The sequence below is a fragment of the Enterococcus sp. DIV1316a genome, assembly GCF_050536915.1.
GTDB classification, from domain to species: Bacteria; Bacillota; Bacilli; order Lactobacillales; family Enterococcaceae; genus Enterococcus; species Enterococcus faecalis.
Map to the genome: position 1 here is coordinate 626,413 of NZ_CP172913.1, position 22,394 is coordinate 648,806.

18 protein-coding genes are annotated in these 22,394 nt (G+C 36.9%); 10 read left to right on the top strand and 8 right to left on the bottom strand.

The genetic code is table 11. From position 1 onward, the window contains the following. Nucleotides 1-10: 10 nt before the first annotated feature. The 3 genes from IGL56_RS03070 to lepB are packed head-to-tail and all read left to right on the top strand — an operon-like array spanning nucleotide 11 to nucleotide 2,420. Nucleotides 11-1,306 carry a hypothetical protein gene (locus tag IGL56_RS03070; RefSeq protein WP_002364741.1) on the top strand — a complete coding sequence of 432 codons (1,296 nt, stop codon included), beginning with the start codon at nucleotides 11-13 and terminating at the stop codon, nucleotides 1,304-1,306. After that, entirely contained in the window at nucleotides 1,287-1,613 is a 327-nt protein-coding gene (locus tag IGL56_RS03075; RefSeq protein WP_002364740.1) for a hypothetical protein, read from the top strand. The genes IGL56_RS03070 and IGL56_RS03075 overlap by 20 nt, the downstream gene beginning before the upstream one ends. A 57-nt stretch (nucleotides 1,614-1,670) precedes the next feature. Beyond that, nucleotides 1,671-2,420 carry a signal peptidase I gene (gene lepB / locus IGL56_RS03080; RefSeq protein ID WP_002397969.1) on the top strand — a complete coding sequence of 250 codons (750 nt, stop codon included), beginning with the start codon at nucleotides 1,671-1,673 and terminating at the stop codon, nucleotides 2,418-2,420. 54 nt (nucleotides 2,421-2,474) lie between these two features. Here the strand turns inward: lepB and IGL56_RS03085 are convergent, their stop codons facing one another. Beyond that, on the bottom strand, nucleotides 2,475-3,953 hold the full coding sequence (locus IGL56_RS03085) for a helix-turn-helix domain-containing protein (protein WP_002364739.1): 1,479 nt from the start codon (nucleotides 3,951-3,953) through the stop codon (nucleotides 2,475-2,477). Nucleotides 3,954-4,126: 173 nt separating this feature from the next. Here IGL56_RS03085 and IGL56_RS03090 point away from each other — a divergent pair, with 173 nt between their 5' ends. The 5 genes from IGL56_RS03090 (at nucleotide 4,127) to IGL56_RS03110 (ending at nucleotide 11,525) form a co-directional block, all read left to right on the top strand. After that, on the top strand, nucleotides 4,127-4,879 hold the full coding sequence (locus tag IGL56_RS03090) for a tyrosine-protein phosphatase (protein ID WP_002363253.1): 753 nt from the start codon (nucleotides 4,127-4,129) through the stop codon (nucleotides 4,877-4,879). Between the two features lie 78 nt (nucleotides 4,880-4,957). Continuing rightward, nucleotides 4,958-5,188: a hypothetical protein gene (locus tag IGL56_RS03095; RefSeq protein WP_002355737.1), complete on the top strand. Its 231-nt coding sequence runs from the start codon at nucleotides 4,958-4,960 to the stop codon at nucleotides 5,186-5,188. 120 nt (nucleotides 5,189-5,308) lie between these two features. Continuing rightward, on the top strand, nucleotides 5,309-8,014 hold the full coding sequence (locus IGL56_RS03100) for a YhgE/Pip domain-containing protein (RefSeq protein WP_002355738.1): 2,706 nt from the start codon (nucleotides 5,309-5,311) through the stop codon (nucleotides 8,012-8,014). A 220-nt stretch (nucleotides 8,015-8,234) separates the two neighbouring features. Further along, on the top strand, nucleotides 8,235-9,404 hold the full coding sequence (locus tag IGL56_RS03105; RefSeq protein WP_002386172.1) for a cation diffusion facilitator family transporter: 1,170 nt from the start codon (nucleotides 8,235-8,237) through the stop codon (nucleotides 9,402-9,404). 297 nt (nucleotides 9,405-9,701) lie between these two features. Next, nucleotides 9,702-11,525: an APC family permease gene (locus IGL56_RS03110; protein WP_002379167.1), complete on the top strand. Its 1,824-nt coding sequence runs from the start codon at nucleotides 9,702-9,704 to the stop codon at nucleotides 11,523-11,525. A gap of 35 nt (nucleotides 11,526-11,560) precedes the next feature. On the opposite strand, the gene IGL56_RS03115 is transcribed toward IGL56_RS03110, so the two are convergent. The 6 genes from IGL56_RS03115 to IGL56_RS03140 all read right to left on the bottom strand — a co-directional run bounded on the left by IGL56_RS03115 (nucleotide 11,561) and on the right by IGL56_RS03140 (nucleotide 17,035). Then, nucleotides 11,561-12,025 (bottom strand): GNAT family N-acetyltransferase, encoded by a 465-nt coding sequence (locus tag IGL56_RS03115; protein ID WP_002355741.1) that lies wholly within the window; start codon nucleotides 12,023-12,025, stop codon nucleotides 11,561-11,563. A gap of 71 nt (nucleotides 12,026-12,096) precedes the next feature. Further along, nucleotides 12,097-12,759 (bottom strand): ABC transporter permease, encoded by a 663-nt coding sequence (locus IGL56_RS03120; protein ID WP_002363261.1) that lies wholly within the window; start codon nucleotides 12,757-12,759, stop codon nucleotides 12,097-12,099. Nucleotides 12,760-12,762: 3 nt separating this feature from the next. Beyond that, a complete protein-coding gene (locus tag IGL56_RS03125) occupies nucleotides 12,763-13,683 on the bottom strand; it encodes an osmoprotectant ABC transporter substrate-binding protein (protein ID WP_002355743.1) in 921 nt (306 codons plus the stop codon). Nucleotides 13,684-13,685: 2 nt separating this feature from the next. Further along, nucleotides 13,686-14,321 carry an ABC transporter permease gene (locus tag IGL56_RS03130; RefSeq protein WP_002355744.1) on the bottom strand — a complete coding sequence of 212 codons (636 nt, stop codon included), beginning with the start codon at nucleotides 14,319-14,321 and terminating at the stop codon, nucleotides 13,686-13,688. A 3-nt stretch (nucleotides 14,322-14,324) separates the two neighbouring features. Then, a complete protein-coding gene (locus IGL56_RS03135; protein ID WP_002355745.1) occupies nucleotides 14,325-15,518 on the bottom strand; it encodes a betaine/proline/choline family ABC transporter ATP-binding protein in 1,194 nt (397 codons plus the stop codon). Between the two features lie 626 nt (nucleotides 15,519-16,144). Then, nucleotides 16,145-17,035 carry a ring-cleaving dioxygenase gene (locus IGL56_RS03140; protein WP_002355746.1) on the bottom strand — a complete coding sequence of 297 codons (891 nt, stop codon included), beginning with the start codon at nucleotides 17,033-17,035 and terminating at the stop codon, nucleotides 16,145-16,147. Between the two features lie 165 nt (nucleotides 17,036-17,200). Here IGL56_RS03140 and queA point away from each other — a divergent pair, with 165 nt between their 5' ends. Beyond that, nucleotides 17,201-18,232, top strand: coding sequence for a tRNA preQ1(34) S-adenosylmethionine ribosyltransferase-isomerase QueA (gene queA, locus IGL56_RS03145; RefSeq protein ID WP_002355747.1), 1,032 nt, complete (start codon nucleotides 17,201-17,203; stop codon nucleotides 18,230-18,232). 344 nt (nucleotides 18,233-18,576) lie between these two features. Here queA and IGL56_RS03150 read toward each other — a convergent pair whose 3' ends face one another. Then, complete coding sequence (locus IGL56_RS03150; RefSeq protein WP_002355748.1) at nucleotides 18,577-18,882, bottom strand: helix-turn-helix transcriptional regulator; 306 nt, start codon at nucleotides 18,880-18,882, stop codon at nucleotides 18,577-18,579. Nucleotides 18,883-19,704: 822 nt separating this feature from the next. Between IGL56_RS03150 and IGL56_RS03155 the strand changes: the two genes are divergently transcribed. Beyond that, nucleotides 19,705-22,350: a calcium-translocating P-type ATPase, PMCA-type gene (locus tag IGL56_RS03155; RefSeq protein ID WP_002355749.1), complete on the top strand. Its 2,646-nt coding sequence runs from the start codon at nucleotides 19,705-19,707 to the stop codon at nucleotides 22,348-22,350. Nucleotides 22,351-22,394 lie beyond the last annotated feature (44 nt).

Genomic DNA, 22,394 nt, shown 5'->3' on the forward strand with positions numbered 1-22,394 from the left:
GGACATATAGATGACAAAAAGACGTTTAATCAAAAAAATTAAAGATATTTCGGATGATACGCTTGAAAAAGAAGTCTTTTTTCAGCCAGGATTCGAACCAGAAAAAATAATTAGCGGAATCAAACCAGAACAACAGGAAAAAGAAATGGCGACGTTAAGAGAAAGGCTCGCCTACTATCAGAAAAAAGAAACAGCCTTTAAAAAACTTCAAGAAGAAAATGAGCAATTAAAGAACCAACAAGAAACGGAAAAACAAGCATTAGAAGAAAAAAATCAGTCATTACTTGAAATACTAAATCAAAAGGAACATGAAATTTTTGAATTGGAAGAGCAACTGGAAACGAACAGTGAAACCACGACAGAGGCTACCACTCTTCAAACAAATCTGCAAAATGCAGAAAAACAATTAACCACTGTACATAATCAAATGGAACGTTTAGAAAGTGAATTAACGCAGCAAGTGGCAGAATTAGAAAAAGAATCGGCTGAACAGCAACAACATATCCAGACATTACACAACCAGTTAGCAGAAGAAAAAGGAAAGTTGGAGAAAAAAGGAGATATTACAGGAATGGAAAAGCAAGTAGAAACGTTAACGACAGAATTAGAAGAAAGCACAACGACTCAACAAGCATTGCAGGAACAAATTGAAAAACTAACTGTACAATTACAAAAAGTAGAAGCCGAAAAACAAACCTTACAAGAGGCTGCCCAACAAGAAGTGATTGTGAAACAACGCATGGAGGAGTTAAAGAATGAGCTTCAAAATAGTTTACAGCAAAAAAATGAAGCAGAAGTAAAACTAGGTCGACTACAAGGTGTCAATGACAAACATCTTGCTGAAAAGCAAGTTTACGAAGGGGAATTAGCTGCTCTAAGAAAAGAAGTAGAGGCCAAAGAAGACAGTTTAGAACAAGTTCAAAAAGAATTGAAGACACTACAAGCCGTTTCAAAAAATATTGAACCGAGTAGTGAGCAGTTAACAGAACTGCTACGCGCAAAACAGCAAATTAACGATTTATTAATGAAAAATCAGCAATTACAAGAAGAGGCTTTAAAATCGCAACAAGAAATTGGCGAAGTGATGGTTTCTGCCAAAAAAGAAGCCAATCGGATTGTTAATGAAGCGAAAGTAGAAGCAAAACACCTAATCAATTCCGCAGAATTAGAAATGTTAAATATTGGTAACCGAGCGAAAAGTATTTCGAATGAAGTCGAAGCATCAAAAGTAGAAGTACTTGAGATTTATCGCGAATTAGAGGAACGCTTAACTAAACTGACACGTCTTGAACAAGATAACTATTAATAAAATGGTCAGTAAAAAGTTAACGGGAGCAAGGAAACTACATTGTCTTGGGGTCCTTTTTTTAGCTGTTACATTAAGTAGCTCCGCAGAAAGATTACAGGCTGCTGCTGTCTCAAAGGAAGAGCAGTCGCTAAGGCAACCGCTTATCAGGAAAAACATAGTAACAGAGAAGAGCGAATATCTTGTAGAAGCAAATCAAAGTATTTGGGAGCTGGCACAAGATGCGCAGAAACCATTGAATCAGTTTATGAAGGAAAACCAGTTACGTAGTAGTTATATAAAAAAAGGAACGCAATTAGTTAAATAGAAAAAAGGAGCAAGAAAGGAAAAGTTTATTTAAGAAGCTTTTCCTTTTAAGAAAACGATGGAAGAATGGATAAAGCCCGTTATGCGAACAATTCGCCACATTAAGCGCGCCTTCTTGAAGCAAAAGTTGCCTGCGACATATCAGCTAAAAAAGCAAAAGGCTAACACAGCAATGGAATATTTGCTTGAGCAAACAGATAACCATCAATCAATAAGAGGACCGAAAAGAAAAATGACCGCTGAAGAGATTAAAAAAAAGCGGCAAGCCTACCAAAAGAAACAACGCGTCCAAGTCGTTAAATTTTTTATGCCAGCTATTCTTTTCGCCATTTTTGTGTTCTTTTTTGTGTTAAAGACATCTAGCTACCCAATTGCTGGGCAATCCATGAAGCCGACACTTAACGCAGGGGAACGAGTCTTAGTACAACGGACGAAGCAAGTAGCAAGGTACGATGTGATTGCATTTAAAGCACCGCTAGCTAGCAAAGGTACGTACGTCAAGCGAATCATCGGGGTTCCTGGTGATCGAATTTGGGTAAACGAGGGAAAACTTTATCTTTCAGAAGAACCTATAGCAAGCGATAATGAGGCACTGCCTGAGAATGCCAGTCGTTTTGACTTATCAGAAAAAGCGGCAGCCCAACTTCGCCTGTTTCAGAAGATTCCAGCTGGTCATTACTTTGTCTTAGGGGACAATCGTACGCATTCAAGTGATAGTCGTACGTTCGGCTTTGTCGAGATACAAGCGATTGAAGGAATCGTGGTGTTTAAAATGGCGCCGTTTAAGGAAATAGGGAAAGTAAAATAAAAAGCTTAAGTCAGCCATCTGAGAGTAGGGCACTTAAGCTTTTTTTATTAGAGATTATTTGCCCAATAACAATTGAATGATTTTTTCAATTGATTGTAGGTCGTAACGATTACTAATATCCGAAAAAATATAGTAATGGTCATACTGGGCAACGAGCTGTTCATTATTGGTATTCATTAAAAGCAAATCATAATGGTTTTCTGCGTTGTAAGGCTCAATTTTCAGCGGATATTTTCCAGCGATACTCTGTTGTATTTTTTGTGCTACCAACTCGCTATAAGCACTGCTCAGTGAGTGATAAACACCAATCGTTATTTTTTTTTCATTTAATTCAGCAATGTGATTCAAAATAAGTGTATAATTAATTTCAGTAAATTGATTTTGGTACTTAGAAGCAGTGGCTTTTGTGGCAAAGTTCGTTGTAGCGATCTCCACTAATTCGTAAACTTCACTTTCGCTAAAAGGATGACGTACGACTTTCAAAAGTGACTGAATTGTCCAATAATCAAAGGGTAAAATAAATCCTGAAAAATAATAGAGTTGCGCATGTAATTGGAAAAGTAAATTTTCAATATAAAGTAGCCGAATAGGCAGCACGTAATGGGATAAATAACCACGTGCTTTAAGGTACGTTAAAATGACCCGGTTCATTTCGTTAAGATACGTTTTTTCAATTCGTTGTTGTTTTGCTAAACGAAAGGCGAAAGCAGCATTCGCAGAATAATTATGCATGGAACAAAAAAAGTCATAAAACATATAGGCTTCGTTGATTGTATATGGACGGTCGATTCTTTTCATATATGTATGTATAGATAAATTAATTTCTTCAAATAAAGGTCGATCGAGTTGGACATCATGTGGACTAATCGTTGGCAGGGGTTCTAAAACCATGCGACGAAAAGAAATTTTCATCCAAAGTTTAATTTGGAGAATTTCTGTATGGTCAAAGGTAATTCTGGGGATTTCTTGTAGTATCTCGATTAATCCTAGGTATTGATTGGCCAGTTCTTTTTCTAAATCTGTTTTTTCTTCAAAGATAAACCAGAAAAAATTAAAAAAGAAAAAGCGAATTTGTTTTTCTTCGCCGACAAGTTTTCCTCGTTTGATACGTAAATTAAACTCATTGAGTAAGTCATTTAATTCAACAATTTTTCGATAATAGGTAGCAGAGCTAATGGCATAATTCTGTTGGAAATACCCGCCATTTATTTCATTTTTATGGAAGAGTTGCTGGACCATGTGAAACTTAATAGATTTATCTAAGAACAACATGATCATTGCTTTCATGGAAAAGGTAGGCGCTTTATTTAGATATAGAGTGTCACCTAATACTGTTAAGGTGAGGTTTTCTTGAAGTTGCTCTTCTTTCAAAAATTGCTCTAAAAAAGAAAGATATTCATTCAATGTTGGTAAACTAATATTGAAAAAATCTACTAATTCATTTCGTGTCGCTTGACCTTTATTATTATATAGGAACAATAAAATATCATTCATATAATCATAAGGCTTTTCTAAAAAATCTCGTTTTAGCATCGTTACTCACCTCTCTTTTAAGAATACTGTATCTATGATAAAATGGCAATAAACAACTGATAAAAAGATTGTTTTTTGAGGTGTTTTTTATTATCGTTGAGAAAAAGAAATAAAAAGAAAAAACAAAGTATTTAAATGATAACAAAATAATTAAAATGAAGGAGCGATAGAACATGAACAGCGTGGTGAACTTTAGAGATATTGGAGGATTTCCAACGCAACAAGGCACAGTTGTCAAGACAGGGCATTTTTTTCGGAGTGGTGAACTCGTCAATATTGCACAAGCGGATCAACAGAAACTGGTAGAGGACTATCAAATTAAACGAATCTATGATTTTAGAAGTGCAGCGGAAACGCAAGAACGACCAGATGATTCAATTCAAGGAACCAACTATCTACATATAGATATTTTGGCCGATATTCAGGCGCAGACTGCTTCATTAGAAGGAATGCTTAAAACGGTTGGTTCACCCGATGAAGCTATGGACATGGCTTATAAGGAAATGGTTCTTTCCAATTCGGGGCGCAAAGGTTACCAAACATTTTTTGAAAACTTTTTAAGTTATCCACAGGAAGCTATTTTATTTCATTGTTTCGCAGGAAAAGATCGAACAGGAATCGGCGCAGCCTTGATATTAAGTGCTTTAGGTGTGGAACATTCTTATATTTTAGAAGATTATTTAAAGACGAACGAGCAAAGAAAAACCGCTAACGAGCAAATTATTGCGCAATATCAAGCAAATGGAACGCCTCCAGCAGAAATTCAACAATTAGAAACGCTGCTTTATGTGAAAAAAGAGTACTTAGCGACCGCTTTACAGGCGATTGAAAAAGAATTTGGTTCGGTAGAGGGCTATTTAAAAGAGGGACTCGGCTTACCTTTATCCGCCAAAAAAGACATGCTAAGTCTGTACACAAAATCATAGATCCTAAAAAAAGGACTATCCTTTCTAAAAAAGAAGTTTTATAATAGAAAAGAATCTGTTTGTAAGGAGGGATAGGGAATGAAAGAAGGACAAGAACAATTCTTAACGTTCATACTAGATCGAACAAAAGAAGATAAAAAAGAAAAAATGCAAGCGCTACTTGCAGAAATGTTTGAACGCCAACAAACAGGCAAATTAGATAAAATGTACTTGATGACAAAAGCACCAAAACTTTTGGCTTATTTAAAACCAGAAGCCATTGATGAAGTTAAACAAGTCGTTTCGGAATTTTCTAAAAATATGAAATAAACAATCTTAGCTTGAACTTACGACATTTTAAAAATGTGTCGTAACATTCAAGCTTTTGTTTGTTATTCTCTTGTATTTTATGCTAAAGTTATTCAGGCACAAAAAAAAGCAGGTGATTTTATGAAACATATAAAAAATACATGGGAACTATTTATTTTAGATTGGAAAAGAATTTTTAAAAACCCAGTAGCAACATTTTTGATTGTTGCCTTAATGATTATTCCATCATTATATGCATGGTTTAACATTAAAGCACTATGGGATCCGTATTCAAATACAGGAGAGTTACCAATAGCGGTCTATAGTGATGACCAAACAGCAACTTTTCAAGATAAATCGGTCAATATTGGTGATGAAGTCTTGAAAAACTTGAAGAAAAACAAGCAATTAGGTTGGCGTTTTGTTGATTCGAAAAAGGAATTAGACAAAGGGGTCCAATCAGGAAAATATTTTGCCGGGATTTATTTACCTAAAGATTTTTCCAAAGATTTGCTAAGTTTTACTTCTGGTGACATCAATAAACCTAAAATTGAATACTCAATTAACGAAAAAATTAATGCAATTGCGCCGAAAATCACGTCAAAAGGCGCTTCTTCCATTCAGTCACAAATTTCGGAAGAATTCATCAAAACGGCAAGTAGTACGTTAATCAAAACATTCAATGATATTGGCTATGATATTGATAAAAACATGGTCAGCATTCAAAAAGTTAAGAGCATGATTTTAGATACAGATGCCAACATTGGAACCATTGATACGTATGCAAAACAAGTCACAGACTTACATGGTAAGATGCCAGAGCTAAAAGAAAAATTAGCGAAAGCCAACGATGCGATGAAATATTTACCTGAAGTTGATGCTTTAGGAGAGAAGATTGTTGAGCTAAATGGTAAAATGCCAAGCATCAAAGAACAAGCTAGTGTTATTTTGACGTTACAAGAAAAAATTCCAGAAATTCAAAACGCTGGCCGACAAATTGCTATGATTGATGAAGACTTTGCCTCTGTGGAACAAACAATGAGCGAAGGAATCCAAGAAGCAAAACAAGGATTAGAAATCATTCAACAAGTCCAAACGGCGTTACCAGATATTCGTAAACTAGGTGATCAAGCCAATGATTTAGGGAATGTCACATTAGATGGCGCTAATAAATTGCAAGAGGCGTTACCAAGCATTACGAATAGCGTTGAAGTGACTTTGAAATCTATCCAGCAAGTTGCTACAACAACAACTTCTGTAGTCGCGACTATTCGTCAAGCGTTAGATGATGGACAGTTAACGCCAGAAGAAAAACAACATATTAATGAAGTAGTACAAGATTTCACAACTAATATCCAACGGCAACAGCAAGCAATTAACGACATTATTGCGTTTATGAAACAACTCCAAGAAAATGCTGGTAATCATGACTTAGATGGTGCGATTGCTCAATTAAGCCATGTAAATGATTTATTAACAGATTTTAGCAATCGCTTGAATCAATTAAATGCTTTAGTCCAAGCGGGTGATATCTCTGGAGTACAAAATTATTTAAATGAGATTGACGAAATGGCAACTAATATTTCTAGTATTGTGGGCAGTGTTGATGTAAACGGAATTAGTAATACCGTTTCAACCATTTTAAACAAACTAACTAGTACCATCCAAAACGCTCAAGGTCAACTAAACAAAGCACAACAAATTGACTTTGAAGGGTTATTGAGTTCAACAAGTCAAACGGTCACTAATGCGATTTCTTTATTAGAAAAATATCAAGCCGAAATGCCGGCAATTAAACAAGAAATTCATGATGCGAATACGATGTTGAATGGCAATATGGAAACCATTGTCAATGGCATTAATCGTGGTGCTGATTTGTATAAAAACGATTTACCAGTCATTCAAGACAAAGTCAGCAAAGCGGCAGCCTTTATGCAAAATGACTATCCAGGTATCCGAAAAGATTTAACGAATACCTTGAAAACAGTCAATGAGAAAATGCCAGATGTTGAAGCGGCCTTAGACAAAGCCAACGAACTGATTATTAATGATTGGCCAAATATCAAAACAGGATTACACAAAGCAGCGAATGCAATCCGTAAAGGTGAAAAAGAAGTTGATTTAGGTGAAATTCTTAAATTACTAAAATTAGATGCCAATAAAGAAAGTGACTTCTTTACACAACCAGTTGAAGTCAAAGAACATGCTGTTTATCCGATTGCTAATAATGGTTCGGCAAGTACGCCATTCTATACAGCTTTGTGTTTATGGGTTGGTGCTGTATTATTCTCAAGTGTTGCGACAACGGATGTTTATCTTGAAGGAAAAGATAAAAAACGCTTCTCTAAACGGGAACAATTTTCAGCACGGATGTTTACCTTCATTGTCATGGGGATTGGTCAAGCACTGATTGTAACCTTAGGTAATTATTTTGCGTTAGGCGTAGATGTTCGTAATCCAGCGTATAGCGTCTGGTTTGCGGTATTGATTGCCATTACGTTTATGATAATGGTTTATGTGCTTGTTGCTCTCTTTGGCAATGTAGGGAAAGGAATTGCGATAATAATCTTGGTACTATCCATCTCTGGTGGGGGTGGGAACTACCCAATTCAAGTCTCAGGTAAATTCTTCCAAATGATTAATCCGTTCTTGCCGTTTACGCATGCCGTGAACTTGCTAAGGGAATCAGCAGGAGGCATTTACTGGCCAAATGCTTGGTTTGCCATTTGGATTATGGTGGGGATTTCAGTCGTCTTTAGTATTGGCGGCGCAATTCTTTATCCACATCTGGAACACAGATCGAAAAAATTTGCGGCTTTAGCACAAAAGAGCCATTTATTCCATTAAAAAACAAAAAGCTGAAAACATCTCTAGCGTTTTCGGCTTTTTGTTTTTCTTTATTTTCAAGGCAACCCTAACAAAGAAGTTTTGGGGGCTCTTGCTTTTGACTTTTTGGCAATGCTAAATAATAAAATCTCCCTCAGAAAGTGAGGTTTTTTGTGTACAAATGTATAAAAAGGTTTTATAGTATTTTTTTAAGAAATAAAAAGTGGGTAGGGGTTGTAAAATGATTCAAGCATTGCTTCAACGATATGAGAAAAAAATTGAACGTCGTAAATTGGAAAAACGAACAGCATTCGGTGCTTTTGCCGGGCGGATTGGGCTTGTTTCTAATTTATTTTTATTCGTTAGTAAATTTATGATTGGCTTGCTTTCAGGTAGTGTTTCAATCATGGCAGATGCCATTAATAGCTTGTCCGATACTATTTCTTCAGTTTTAACATTAGTCGGTTTTTATATTGCTGGTAAGCCAGCGGATAAAGAACATCCCTATGGCCATGAACGTTTTGAATATATTAGTGGAATGCTTGTATCATTAGTGATTACGTTTATTGGGTTTGAGTTTCTAACGACCTCCGTGGATCGTATCCTGCATCCAGAATCAATCAAGGTGACACCCATTTTATTTGCTGTTTTAGCTTTGTCAATTGGGATTAAAATTTGGCAAGGGCTGTTTTACAAAAAAGTATCAGCAAAAATTGATTCTCAAGCATTAGTTGCTTCTGCTAAGGATAGCTTTAATGATGTTTATACTACATTAGCTGTTTTGATTTCTGCATTTATTGAAGGCGTCACTGGTTTGCGAATTGATGGATATATTGGTTTTTTAATTGCTGCATATATTATTTATAGTGGGCTGCAGTTAATTCGCGAATTTATTAATGAGTTGATGGGCATGCGTCCGAGCCAAACAGAAATTGATGAAATGAAGAATGTCTTATCAAAAATAGAAACAATTGTAGGATATCACGATTTACTGATTCATAATTATGGTCCCAGCCAAACGTTTGCGTCTGTTCACATTGAAATTGATGATCGCTGGGATTTAAATAAAGCCCATCAGACAATCGATGCGATTGAAGCGAAGTTTAAAGAAGAATTAGATGTTAACCTTGTTTGTCATATTGATCCAGTGAATTTGTATGACCCAACACAACAATTTGTTCATCAAACAATCAAAAAGATTATTCGTTCTTTTGATGCGTCTTTAAAAGTCCATGATATCCGCTTAGTTACCCATGGCGAAGAGCCAAAGATTTTGTTCGACTTGGTTTTGCCTGCAGAATCAAAATTATCTGAATTTGAACTGGGTGTGGAAATTCAGCGGCAAGTTTATGAAAAAATTGGTCGTTATAAAGTGGAAATTACCTTCGATCATACGTACTTGTTACAATAAAAGGGAATAATTAACTAAGTTTTCAAGCGAGAGCCAAAAGGTCAAATAGACTTTTAGCTCTCGCTTTTTTGTTTAGAGAATGCAAATCCTTTTGTTATCTGGATTCTCTTGATAAGATAAAGGAAGCGAGGGACTTTAAATGAGTGTCTGATTAAAAAAAGATGGTGATTTTTTTATCTTTTTCAGTAACAAAAATCAATTGACTTTTCATTGTGAGAAGCGTAGCATATGGATTTGTTTGATAAAAAATAATGAAAAAAGTGAGCGGGTCACTCTAGAGAAAAGGAGTAGAAAAAAATGGCGGATTTAAAACGACTGTTCATTGGGAAACCATTGAAATCAGCCGAAAATGATGAACATAAATTAAGCAGATTTGCAGCGCTTGCGTTGTTATCTTCTGATGCACTTTCATCCATTGCGTATGGTACAGAACAAATAGTGGTGGTTCTGGTTACTTTGTCGGCGGCTGCGATTTGGTATTCATTGCCAATTGCTGCATTTGTTATTATTTTACTTATTTCTTTAACATTGTCGTACCGACAAATTATTCATGCGTATCCGCATGGCGGCGGCGCATACGTTGTTAGTAGTGAAAACCTCGGCAGAAATGCCGGTTTATTGGCTGGTGGTTCGTTGTTAGTCGATTATATGCTAACAGTAGCCGTTTCAGTTTCAGCGGGTGCAGAGGCGATTATATCGGCGATTCCAGCGTTATATGGTCATCAAGTAGCAATTTCTATTGGGATTGTGATATTGATTACCTTAATGAACTTGAGAGGCCTGCGAGAATCTGCCTCGTTCTTAATGTTGCCAGTGTATAGTTTTATCGCAATTATTACATTACTGATTGTTGTTGGGCTATTTAAAATTGTGACTGGCGCACAGCCATTGAATGCGACAGCTTTACCAGGAGCCGTGGTTCCAGGAATTTCTATTGCCTTAGTTTTACGGGCGTTTTCATCTGGTTCTTCTTCCTTAACAGGGGTTGAAGCAATCAGTAATGCAGTGCCATTCTTTAAGAAACCACGAGCAAAAAATGCTGCTGGGACGTTAGCGTTAATGGCAACGATTTTAGGGTTCTTCTTCGTGGGGATTACGTTTATTAACTATTGGTATGGGATTGTGCCCAAAGAAGAAGTGACAGTTCTTTCACAAATTGGGAAAGCGGTCTTTGGTCAAAATATTTTATATTATTTATTACAGTTTGCGACAGCCTTAATTTTAGCGGTTGCCGCTAACACAGGATTCTCAGCCTTTCCAGTTTTGGCTTATAACTTAGCCAAAGATAAGTTTATGCCGCATATGTATATGGATCGTGGCGACCGTTTGGGCTATTCAAATGGTATTTTAACTTTAGCTGCTGGTTCCATTGTTTTATTATTGATTTTCCAAGGTTCCACAGAACGTTTAATCCCATTGTATTCCATTGGTGTGTTTATTCCGTTTGCTTTGTCTCAATCGGGGATGGTTGTAAAATGGCGAAAAGAAACTAAAAATTGGTTGCCAAAATCAATTGCTAATATTGTCGGCGCCTTTATCTCTTTCGCGATTATCGCCATTTTGTTTATTTATCGATTAGGGGACATCTGGCCGTTCTTTATTATTATGCCAGTGTTGATTTATGCATTTTATCGGGTCAATACTCACTATAAAAATGTGGCGGAACAGCTACGTTTAGAAGATGGGGCACAGTTACATGAGTTTGACGGGAATACAGTTATTGTTTTAGTAGGGAACGTAACCAAGGCAAATGTCGGCGCCTTGAATTATGCGCGTTCCATTGGCGATTATGTCGTTGCCATGCATGTCTCAATGGATGAAAATGTTGAGAAGGAAAAAGAAATTCAGGAAGAGTTTAAAAAACACTTCCCGGACGTTCGTCTATCAATTGTCCATTCTTCGTATCGTTCACTGCAAAATCCTATCTTACGTTATGTTGATTTGGTTAGTAAAAATGCCACGAAGCATAACTACAGTACAACGGTTTTAGTACCACAATTTGTACCGAATAAACGTTGGCAAAATATTTTGCATAACCAAACAAGTTTACGCTTGCGGATTCGTTTAGCGTGGCGGGAAAATATTATTGTGGCTACCTATAGTTATCACTTGAAAAAATAAAAAAAAAGTCTGCCATCTTTTGATGGCAGATTTTTTTATTGACGTAATTGTTTTTGATAAATTCTAGCGCAAGACTGCTCTTCGGTGGTTACCATTGTCAAAAATTCCCAGTCATATCTTTCATAAAAAGTAGTATGGTCTGTAAGCAGATAAAGCTTTTTAAATCCAGAATTAGCAAGAAAATCACCAACTGTTGTTAAAAGAATTCCTGCTAAGCCTTGGTGACGAAATGTTGGTTCGACATACAATGCACAAAGGTTTGGCGTAAGGTCTGCACGATTGTGGAAGTCATTATCAATTACGCCCACGCCTGCAACGATGTCCTGCTGTTTATTCAAGCAGACCCACCAATGTGGTACGTGGTTTTCGCTAGTTAGCATTTCCTGCATACTTCCTTGATACGCTTCAGCGGGGATTTGCCACTTTTGGCTAAACCATTGAGCAGCTGACGGAATTAAGTGTGGTTGTTGGTTTAAATCGATAATAGTATAGTTAGACATTATTGATCTCCTAGATAAAAGAACAGATCCCATTGAAAAGAAACAATGTTGGATCTGCTCTGTATTTTTTATTAATTGGAATGTTTGCTAGCTGGGTCTAAACGCCGTTCAATAATCCCTAGAACCCAATCTGTGATAATCGCCATAAAGGCCGTTGGTAAGGCACCGACTAAAATGATAGAAGCACCATCTGTGGCATTGGTTCCACGAATAATAATATCCCCTAAACCACCAGCTCCAACGAAAGCACCAATCGCAGTAATCCCGATTGCGACGACTAACGCATTTCGAATACCTGCCATGATTACTGAAACAGATAAAGGTAACTCGACCATATAAAGAAGTTGTACTTTTGTCATACCCATTCCTTTACCAACATCTAAAATATTGCGATCCACTTGAATCATGCCAGTGTACGTATTCTTGATGATTGGTAGGAGAGAATAAAGGAAGACCGTTACAACCACCGTGTTGACGCCTAAGCCCATTCCCAACATTAAAATCGAAAGCATTGCCAAAGCTGGTACTGTTTGGATAATGTTCGCTAAACGGATAATCCAGTTGGCTAAGCTACGTTTACGTGAAATCATAATCCCAATAGGAATCCCGACAATTGCAGCAAAGATTACGCCATAAATCGAAATTAAAAAGTGACGTAAAAATTGTTGAAAGACGTAGCCGCCATTTTGTTGGAAATAGTAGATAAATTGTTGGAATAAATTCATATTATTCATCTGTTACTCCCCCTCAAAATAGTTATTTTCTTTTAAGAAACGTTCGGCTACGACAGCAGGTTCAATTAAATCATTATCTGCTTGATAGTTCAATTCTTGCATTTTTTTGGTAGAAATTTTACCATCTAAGCGATTTAAGACATCTTTAATTTCCGGCGTTTCTTTTAATAATTTGTCACTAACCACAGGAGCGGCATCATAAGGCGGGAAGAAGCGCTTGTCATCTTTTAACATGACTAAATCGTAACTACCAATCCGGCCATCTGTTGAGTAACCTAAGATGACGTCCATTTTTCCAGCGTTGACTGCATCGTACACCAAGCCAATTTGCATTGGTAAAATAGATTTAAATTGGAAGTTGTATTCCTTTTTAAAGCCTTCATAACCGTCGCCTTCACGTGTGATCCACGCAGTATCGACACCAGCAACTAATTTGTCTGCGACTTTCCCTAAATCACTGACTGTTTTTAAATTGTATTTCTCAGCCGTTTCTTTTGTAACTAAGAATACATAAGTATTTTCAAATCCATATGAAGGGAACCAAGTTTGTTGATAACGTTTTTCAAATTCTGATTGAACTAGGTTAAACGCTTTTTTAGGGTCTTTTTCCGCTGGTAAACCAAGCGTAGTAGTCACGTCAGTACCAGTATAACGAGCTGCAGAAATTGAGGCATCTCCGTTTAACATTGCTTGGTGATTGATGGTAGTAGTAGCTAAGTTGTTAATCACATTTGTTTTTTTATCTGTGTAATGCTCAACCATATCCGCTACAATGCTCCCTAAAATCTGCGCTTCTGAAGTAATCCCACCTGTAATGGCGACAGTGTTATCATCAGAAGTTGAAGCAAGACCAGGTAAAGAACAACCTGCCAATAAAAGTAAACTGCTTAAGAAGAGTAAGCTTAACTTGAGTTTCTTTTTCATCATTATTCGCCCTCCCTTAAAGCTTTTGGCGTTAAACGATTTTCTAATAATCCAAGAAGAACATCTGCTAAAAGCGCTAAAATAGTTACCGGAATAGTCCCGCCAAAGATTAATTCTGGCTGATAGTTATTTAATCCACTGAAAATCATATCACCAAGACCACCTGCACCAATATAAGAAGCCAGTGTAGCCCAAGCAATGACATAGACAGCAGCTAAACGAATGCCGGCCATAATTGTTGGCATGGCAATGGGTAATTCAACACTAAAAATAGACTGTAAATTGGTCATGCCCATGCCTTTAGCAACATCTCGGTAATTTTCATCGACATTTTTCATTCCGATATACGTGTTTCTTAAAATAGGTAGAAGGGAATAGATGAATAGCGCGATAATAGCGGGTGTTTTGCCGACACCAAAAATTGGAATCATCAAAGCTAATAAAGCCAACGAAGGAACCGTTTGTAAGGCACTTGTTAAACCAATGACAATATTGGCTACTTTGGGCAAACGTGTTAACCAAACGCCAACGGGCACAGCGATAGCGACCCCTAATAAAAGTGCAAAGAATGAAATATAAATATGTTCAATACTTTTTGAAATCATTTCTGATCCATATTCTTGAAAGAAGCTACTCATTGCTTACGCCTCCTCTTTATCAGTTTCGGACTCGCTTTGTTTTGCTTCTACAGCTTCACTAATCGTTGTTTCATCGCCCCAGATAACATCATAAACAATGTCAACAAGGGAAGCACGTGTTAAGATGCCCACCACTCGTTTTTGTTCATCAACGACTGGCACATATTTTAAGCCACGTTTTAAGATTCTTTGTAAAGCATCACGTAAAAGAGCGGTTTTTTGAACAAAGAAGACATCTTTATTCAAGATATCACCAACGCTAGAAGCTTTGCCACGTTGCTGATCTAATGTTTCAACATCGATAAAGCCTTTAAGCACATGGGAATTATCAACAACTAATAAGGTATCAACCCGTTTTTCACGCATCAATTTAATCGCTTCTTGTAAAGATTTTTCCGGCGTGATAGTAATTGCTGAATTTAACATGACTTCATCCACTGTGGTGAAATCAGGTTTGGCTTGTAATAGGCGATCTTCTCCGATGAGTTCTTCTACAAATTCATTGGCTGGATGACGTAAGATATTATCTGGTGTGTCAAATTGAATTACTTTGCCTTCGCTCATAATGGCAATTTTATTTGCTAATTTCAACGCTTCATCCATATCATGGGTAACAAAGACAATAGTTTTTCCTAAACGTTCTTGTAAATCTTTCACTAAATCTTGTAATGAATCACGGGTGATAGGATCTAAAGCGCCAAAAGGTTCATCCATTAGAATAATATCTTGATTGGCAGCTAAAGCCCGCACAACGCCGATTCTTTGTTGTTGTCCCCCAGAAAGTTCATTGGGATAGCGGTCCAACATTTCTCGTGGTAACTCAACCAAATCAATCATTTTTTCGGCTATCTTATTGCGTTCTTCCACAGGTACTTTTAATAATTTAGGCACTAAAACGATATTTTCACGAATGGTCATGTGAGGCATCAAGCCGATATTTTGAATGACATAGCCAATTTGGCGACGTAGCTCTACAGGATTGATTTTTTGAATATCTTGGCCATCAATTAAAATTTTTCCTTTTGAAGGGTCGGTCATACGGTTAAGCATCCGCATTGATGTCGTTTTTCCACTACCACTTGTCCCGATGAAGCAGATAAATTCACCTTTATCGAAAGACAAATTAATGTCATCAACGGCGACTTTTCCGCCTTTATAAAATTTTGATACATGCTGAAATTCTATCAACTTACTCACCTCAACTAAATATTTTGAAAATGTATCTTATTACTAGTATGCTATAAAAATGCGATTTCGACAAATGTAATCTATTTTTAATGGGAAAAAGAAGGCGGTAAAATTTTTTTAATTCGTTCTAAAAAAAAGAAAAGATAACTATTGTTTAGTAAAAGTTGTCTGAACGAAACAAGATGTTAAAAAGAGTATTCTGAGAAGGGGGAAAAGCCGCTATAACAAAGAAAAGTGTCCTTTATAGCAAGTTGACGGGAGCTGAGTTTTTCATTAGAATGGAAAGAGAACAAGGGAATAAAATAAAAAAAGGCGCTTCATGATTTAGCGGCAACTAAATCACGAAGCCTTGAATAGTCACCTGTGCAAGTGGACCATCAAGTTGCCCGTTCAATCAATGGAAACCATTGATCACTTTTATTTTACTGAATTTTTGAAAAAATTACCAGTTTTTTTAAGAAGTAAGAAGTGGAAGAACGAAGGATGCTTTTTATGGAATGTGCAATGACGTTCAGAAAAATCTGAAGGTCATTTTTTATTCTCTTGTTCAAACATTCAAACATAGGGGAAGAGAGACGGACGTAATTTTGTCACCGATTATTACGTCCGTCTTCCGTTGTTTTCTAAAGCGTTGGTTACATGTCTTTGTAGAGGTTGGCTTCAATTGCAGTCCGTTTTGGTTCTAAAAAAGGCGGTAAAGCCAATGTTTCCCCTAAATGTTCCAGAGGCTCATCCAATGTAAAACCAGGAGTCAAAGTAGCAAATTCAACCCGATTCCCGCCTGGTTCACGAATGTATAAACTTTTAAAATATCCACGACTTACATACATTTCAATTTCCCAGCCTTGTGCTAAAGCGCGCGTGTGTAGTTCTTGTAATGCTTCATCATCAGCCACAGAAAAAGCAATATGATCCATACTGCCACGCCCCATTCGGCTTGTTTTATCCGACGTTGTTTGATGAACAGAAAAGCTTTCCGTCTCACTTAAAATAATCGTATTGCCAACTGCTTGCCAACCAAGAAATGTTTCAAAAAAGGCCAAGGTTTTTTCAGAATCTGGCACATGAAATTCAGTAGAGGCCAAACCGATAATTTGAACCGCTGCTGGAATGTCGTTAGAAACAACGAGTGTTTCTTTTAATGGATTTTCAGGAACTTCTGTCAGGATAATATGCGTATCATCTGGATCACTGAAATGTAGGCTCTTTTCTTTTTTGTTAAATGGAATTTTGTTTTCTGTTAAACGTTGTTCCCAAAAGGAAAGGCTGTTTTGGGGAATTTTTAAGCCAATCGTGGCTAAATAATTTTTTTCTTCATAGCGGTTGCCTAATAAGGGCACGATAAAAAAAGTTACTAAGCTTCCCGGTGTGCCTTGATAATCGCCATAAAAATAATGAGGCATGCGATTGTTGTCTTGATTTACGGTATTTTTGACAAAACGTAAGCCTAACAATTTTGTATAGAATGATTGGTTTTCTTGACCATGACGCGCTAATAGTGAAACATGATGAAATTGAGCATGCATTTTGAGTTCCTCCTCTAAATAACTATGTATACTTACTTAAAGTAAGTATAGTGCTTCTGACATTTTTTGACAACTATTTAGTTTGATTCAGAAGGCTGACATAGCCAGAAACAAGAAAAAGTGTTAGAATAACCAAGATAAAAACTAGTAGAAAGAGTGACGGAAATGCTAAGTACAGAAGATTTTGATTTTGATTTACCAGAAGAATTAATTGCTCAAACCCCACTAAAAGATCGCGCTAGTTCACGATTATTAGTTGTAAATAAAGAAACAGGGGACATGGAGGATAAACATTTCCATGATATTCTTGATGAATTACAGCCTGGGGATGCATTAGTCATGAATAACACACGGGTACTGCCGGCCCGTTTATATGGAGAAAAACCTGAAACAGGCGGTCATTTGGAAGTTTTACTTTTAACAAATACAGAAGGCGATACATGGGAAACCTTGATTAAACCCGCGAAACGTGCAAAAGTCGGCACGGAAATTCAATTTGGCGATGGTCGCCTAAAAGCGGTGGTTAAAGAAGAGTTGGAACATGGTGGTCGAATCATTGAATTTAAATATGATGGTATTTTCTTAGAAATTTTAGAATCGTTAGGAGAAATGCCATTGCCGCCATATATCAAAGAACGTCTAGATGACCCAGATCGTTATCAAACGGTTTATGCTGAAGAAAATGGTTCAGCTGCAGCACCAACAGCGGGTTTGCATTTTACAAAAGAACTATTAGAAGAGATTAAAGCAAAAGGTGTTCATCTCGTTTATTTAACGTTACATGTCGGTTTAGGAACATTCCGTCCCGTGAGCGTTGATAATATAGAAGAACATCATATGCATAGCGAATTCTATCGTTTAACTGAAGAAGCGGCTAAGCAATTAAATGAAGTACGCCAAGCAGGCGGTCGGATTGTTGCGGTTGGAACAACTTCTATTCGTACGTTGGAAACAATTGGCACAAAATTTAATGGTGAAATCCAGGCTGACAGTGGCTGGACCGATATTTTTATCACACCAGGGTATCAATTTAAAGTCGTAGAGGCTTTTTCAACGAACTTCCATTTACCAAAGTCTACGTTAGTGATGCTTGTGAGTGCTTTTGCAGGAAAAGACTTAACATTGGCTGCTTACCAACATGCAATTGAGGAAAAATATCGTTTCTTTAGTTTTGGCGATGCAATGTTTATTAAATAAGCGACACTTTGTGAGCAGAATACTTGGGATTGAAACAAAAATATATTATGATAAACACGTGATTTTTGGAATCACAGTAAAGGTGTGCTTTATTTTTTCTTCCCCTGTAAATAATAAAGTTAGAAACCAAAACGCTACTAGGATAAAAGTGCTTAGTAGACAATCTTAGAATAAAAAGAACGGCGCAACCACGGTTGCGCCGTTCTTTTTTTATGTAAGCAAAGATTAATTATTGAAACAACAATACGAAGAAGTGCTTTCTTCGTATTGCCGGTACTAAGTTGTACCTCGGCAACTCCAAGTACAATCAGAAAAATTGTCTTGTTAAGTACAGCTTATACTGTTTAGGCTTCTTGTTCTACATCGTCATTCAGTGTTTCTTTGAAGGTGAACACATCATCAATGGTTACGCCAAAGACGTTCGCGATGTCATGCGCAAGAAGTAATGAAGGATTGTACTTGTTTCGTTCCAGTTGAATAATTGTTTGTCGAGAGACACCGACTCGATTGGCCAAATCTTGCTGGGTCATACGAGCCATAGCACGATAAACATGAATTGAACTTTCAAACGAAGATTTTTTCTTTTTTCGCATAGCATTCCCTCCTTTAAAAGAAGATAAAATAGAATGTGCACCTTGAATATAACACATATGATTATTTGATACAAATATATTTTATTGCCTAAAAGAAAAAACCGAGCTTAAATTTAAGCTCGGCCTTGTTAACGGGAAGACATCAATTGGTTGAATAAGTGTTTACATTTCGCGATACATGTAAAGCAAAAGGTGAACGTGATGTGGTGAAACTAAAACCTTGTTTTCATACAGTTTCGACGCTTGGATGGTGGATAACTTGCGTTAGGTGATAACAGATAGGGTAAATGCTTTATAGAAACTCCATCCTTCTATAACCTTTCCCTATTTTCCGATACGAGTTATCACTAACAATTACTCTACACGTATTGTTTACAGGTGAATCTTGCAATTCTAACAACTTTGAGTTTACCGATTTTTATCTACTGAGAAAATCTTCAACCAATTGATTTGCATGTCCTCCTTACACTTAAAGAATAGCACTTTTTGGAAGCGTTTGCAAATTATAACACTTATTAATAAGATTAAATATAATATTTTTCTGGTTATTTTATAACATGTAAAATAAATAATTGTGCGAACTAAATAACATTGTATTTTTTGTTGTTTTTGTGTTGAATATATAGAAATAAACTATTTTTTTATCAGACAAAATGAAAAAAATGTCCATTGCTTTTTGGCTGAATTCGTTTCCTTTTTCATAAAATTCCCATAATCAAATAGAAACATTGCTGTAGCAACAACGAAAATACCAGTTTTTTCTGGATATATGAGAGAACGCTAAGCCAAAGATGAAAAAAGTTGCGTGTTCAAAAAAAATCATGTTATATTTAATAGAGACACTATTATATAGGAAGAAAAAATTAGAGGGGGAATAGGATGGAAGCTTACAAGCAATCTGTCGATACTGTCACAAAAGAAGTTTCAGTCAATACTGAAACTGGTTTAACACAACAAGAGGCCCAACAACGACTGAAAGAAAATGGCCGCAATCAATTTGAAGAGGCTAAGAAGGATTCTGTGTTAAAGAAATTTATTCACAGTTTATCTGATTTTACAACGATTATTTTATTAGTTGCTGCGGCAATTTCGTTTTATACAGCAATCGTAACAGAACATGGCGAATATTTTGAAGGAATCTTAATTATTGCAATTGTGATTATCAATGCTGTTTTAGCCATTGTTCAAGAAGGAAATGCTGAAAAATCTCTGGCGGCTTTACAAGACATGAACAAGCAAAGTAGTGCAGTCTTACGAGATGGCAAGGTAATCGAAGTCGATGCTGAAGAACTAGTAGTAGGAGATGTTCTAGTTCTTGAAGCTGGTTCTATGATTACAGCCGATGCACGACTTATTCAAGCTTCTCAAATGCGCGTAGAAGAGTCAGCACTAACAGGTGAAAGTGAACCTGTTGAAAAAGATCCTACATACGTGGGGCATGACGATGATGGCTTAGGAGATCAAATAAATATGATTTTCAAAGGTTGTACCGTTGTGAATGGCCGCGGACGAGCAGTAGTAACTGCAACAGGAATGAATACGGAAATGGGTAAAATTGCTGGGTTACTGAATAACAGCGATCAGCAAAAAACACCATTACAAAAACGCTTGAATCAATTAGGCAAACGTATTAGTTTGTTAGCCTTAGGGGCTGCAGCAATTGTTTTCATTATTGGTGAACTGCAAGGAGAACCGCTTCTTGAAATGTTTATGACAGCCGTTTCCTTAGCGGTGGCAGCTGTACCAGAAACACTAACCGTGATTGTAACGTTAACCTTAGCATATGGTGTTCAAAAAATGGCTAAGAAACATGCAATTATTCGCCGATTGCCAGCAGTAGAAACGCTAGGAACTGCGAATGTTATCTGTTCTGATAAGACAGGAACACTGACACAAAATAAAATGCGTGTCCGCCGAGTATGGCATCGTGGTGATGAAGTAACGGATACGGAAGATGCCATGACCGATGAAGCCATGGAAGTACTGAAAATGGCTGCCTTATGTACAGATGTCATTGTGGAAAAAGAAGGCGATGAACTAACTGTTACAGGGAATCCGACAGAAGCGGCAATTGTTCGTGCTGTCGAAGAAAATTATCATACGAAAGAAGAACTTGAAGAAAAATATCCTCGTATTGGTGAAATTCCCTTTGATTCAGAACGAAAAATGATGACTACGGTCCATCAATGGGGGAAAAAGTACATCTCAATTACTAAAGGAGCCTTTGATGTGTTACTACCACGTTTTGGTTTCGGAGATGTCGATCAAGCGGCTATTGTTAATGATCGTTTCGGAAAACGAGCGTTACGAGTTATTGCTGTCGGTTATGCCGTATATGATGAACCACCCAAGGAAATTACATCAGAGGCTTTAGAAAAAAATCTTCGCTTGTTAGGCTTAATTGGCATGATTGATCCACCACGTCCAGAAAGTAAGGGCGCCATTGCTCGTGCGAAAAAAGCTGGAATTAAAACAGTCATGATTACTGGTGATCACGTGGTAACAGCCAGTGCAATTGCTAAAGAATTAGGAATTTTAAAAGATAAAAGTGAAGCCTTATCTGGTTCAGAACTGAAAAAAATGAGTGATGAAGAATTAGATAAACGGGTTAAAGATTTATCCGTTTATGCACGTGTAACCCCTGAAGATAAAATTCGAATTGTTCAATCATGGCAACGTTCTGGCGCTGTTGTAGCAATGACCGGAGATGGCGTGAATGATGCGCCAGCCTTGAAAGCTAGTGATGTCGGTTGCGCAATGGGGATTACTGGAACAGATGTGGCCCAAGGCGCTTCAGATATGATTTTGACGGACGATAACTTTGCAACTATTGTTGATGCGGTTGCGCAAGGACGTGCCGTGTACCGAAATATTCGTAAAGCCATTAACTTCTTGTTAAGCTGTAATATTTCTGAGATTTTTATTGTTTTAATTGCCATGTTACTTGGTTGGGGTGCGCCATTTACTGCAGTTCAATTGTTGTTTGTTAACGTGGTCGCAGATGGGTTACCTGGTTTTGCATTAGGAAAAGAACCAGCAGAAAAAGGAATTATGGATGAGGCACCAATCCCTAAAAATGAAGGGATTTTTGCACGAGGCTTGTGGCAAAAGATTGGGATTAATGCAGCAGTGTTCACAGTCATTACTTTGTTTGGTTTTTACCTAGGTGCCTTTGTACCAGGTGTTTCAGCCTATGTTTCAAACAGCTATGAAGTTGGACAAACAGTGGCATTTTTAATCTTAGCTTATTCCTCTATCTTACATGTCTTTAATGTTCGTAGTGCGAACTCTGTTTTCCGTGTAAAATTATCAAGCAACAAGTCGCTCTTTGAAATGGTCGTTTTAGCATTACTAATTACCACAACCATTGCTTTATTACCATTCACACAAGAACTATTTGGATTAGTGCATATTAGTTTAAATCATTGGATGTTAGCAATTTTCCTATCCTTTGTGCCAATTTTCGTCAATGAAATGATTAAGTTCCATTTCTCTGAAGTTGAAGAGGAAGAAGAAGTGATTTAAATTTAACAGGAATAAAAGGAGCTACTTTTGTTCAGGGAATTATC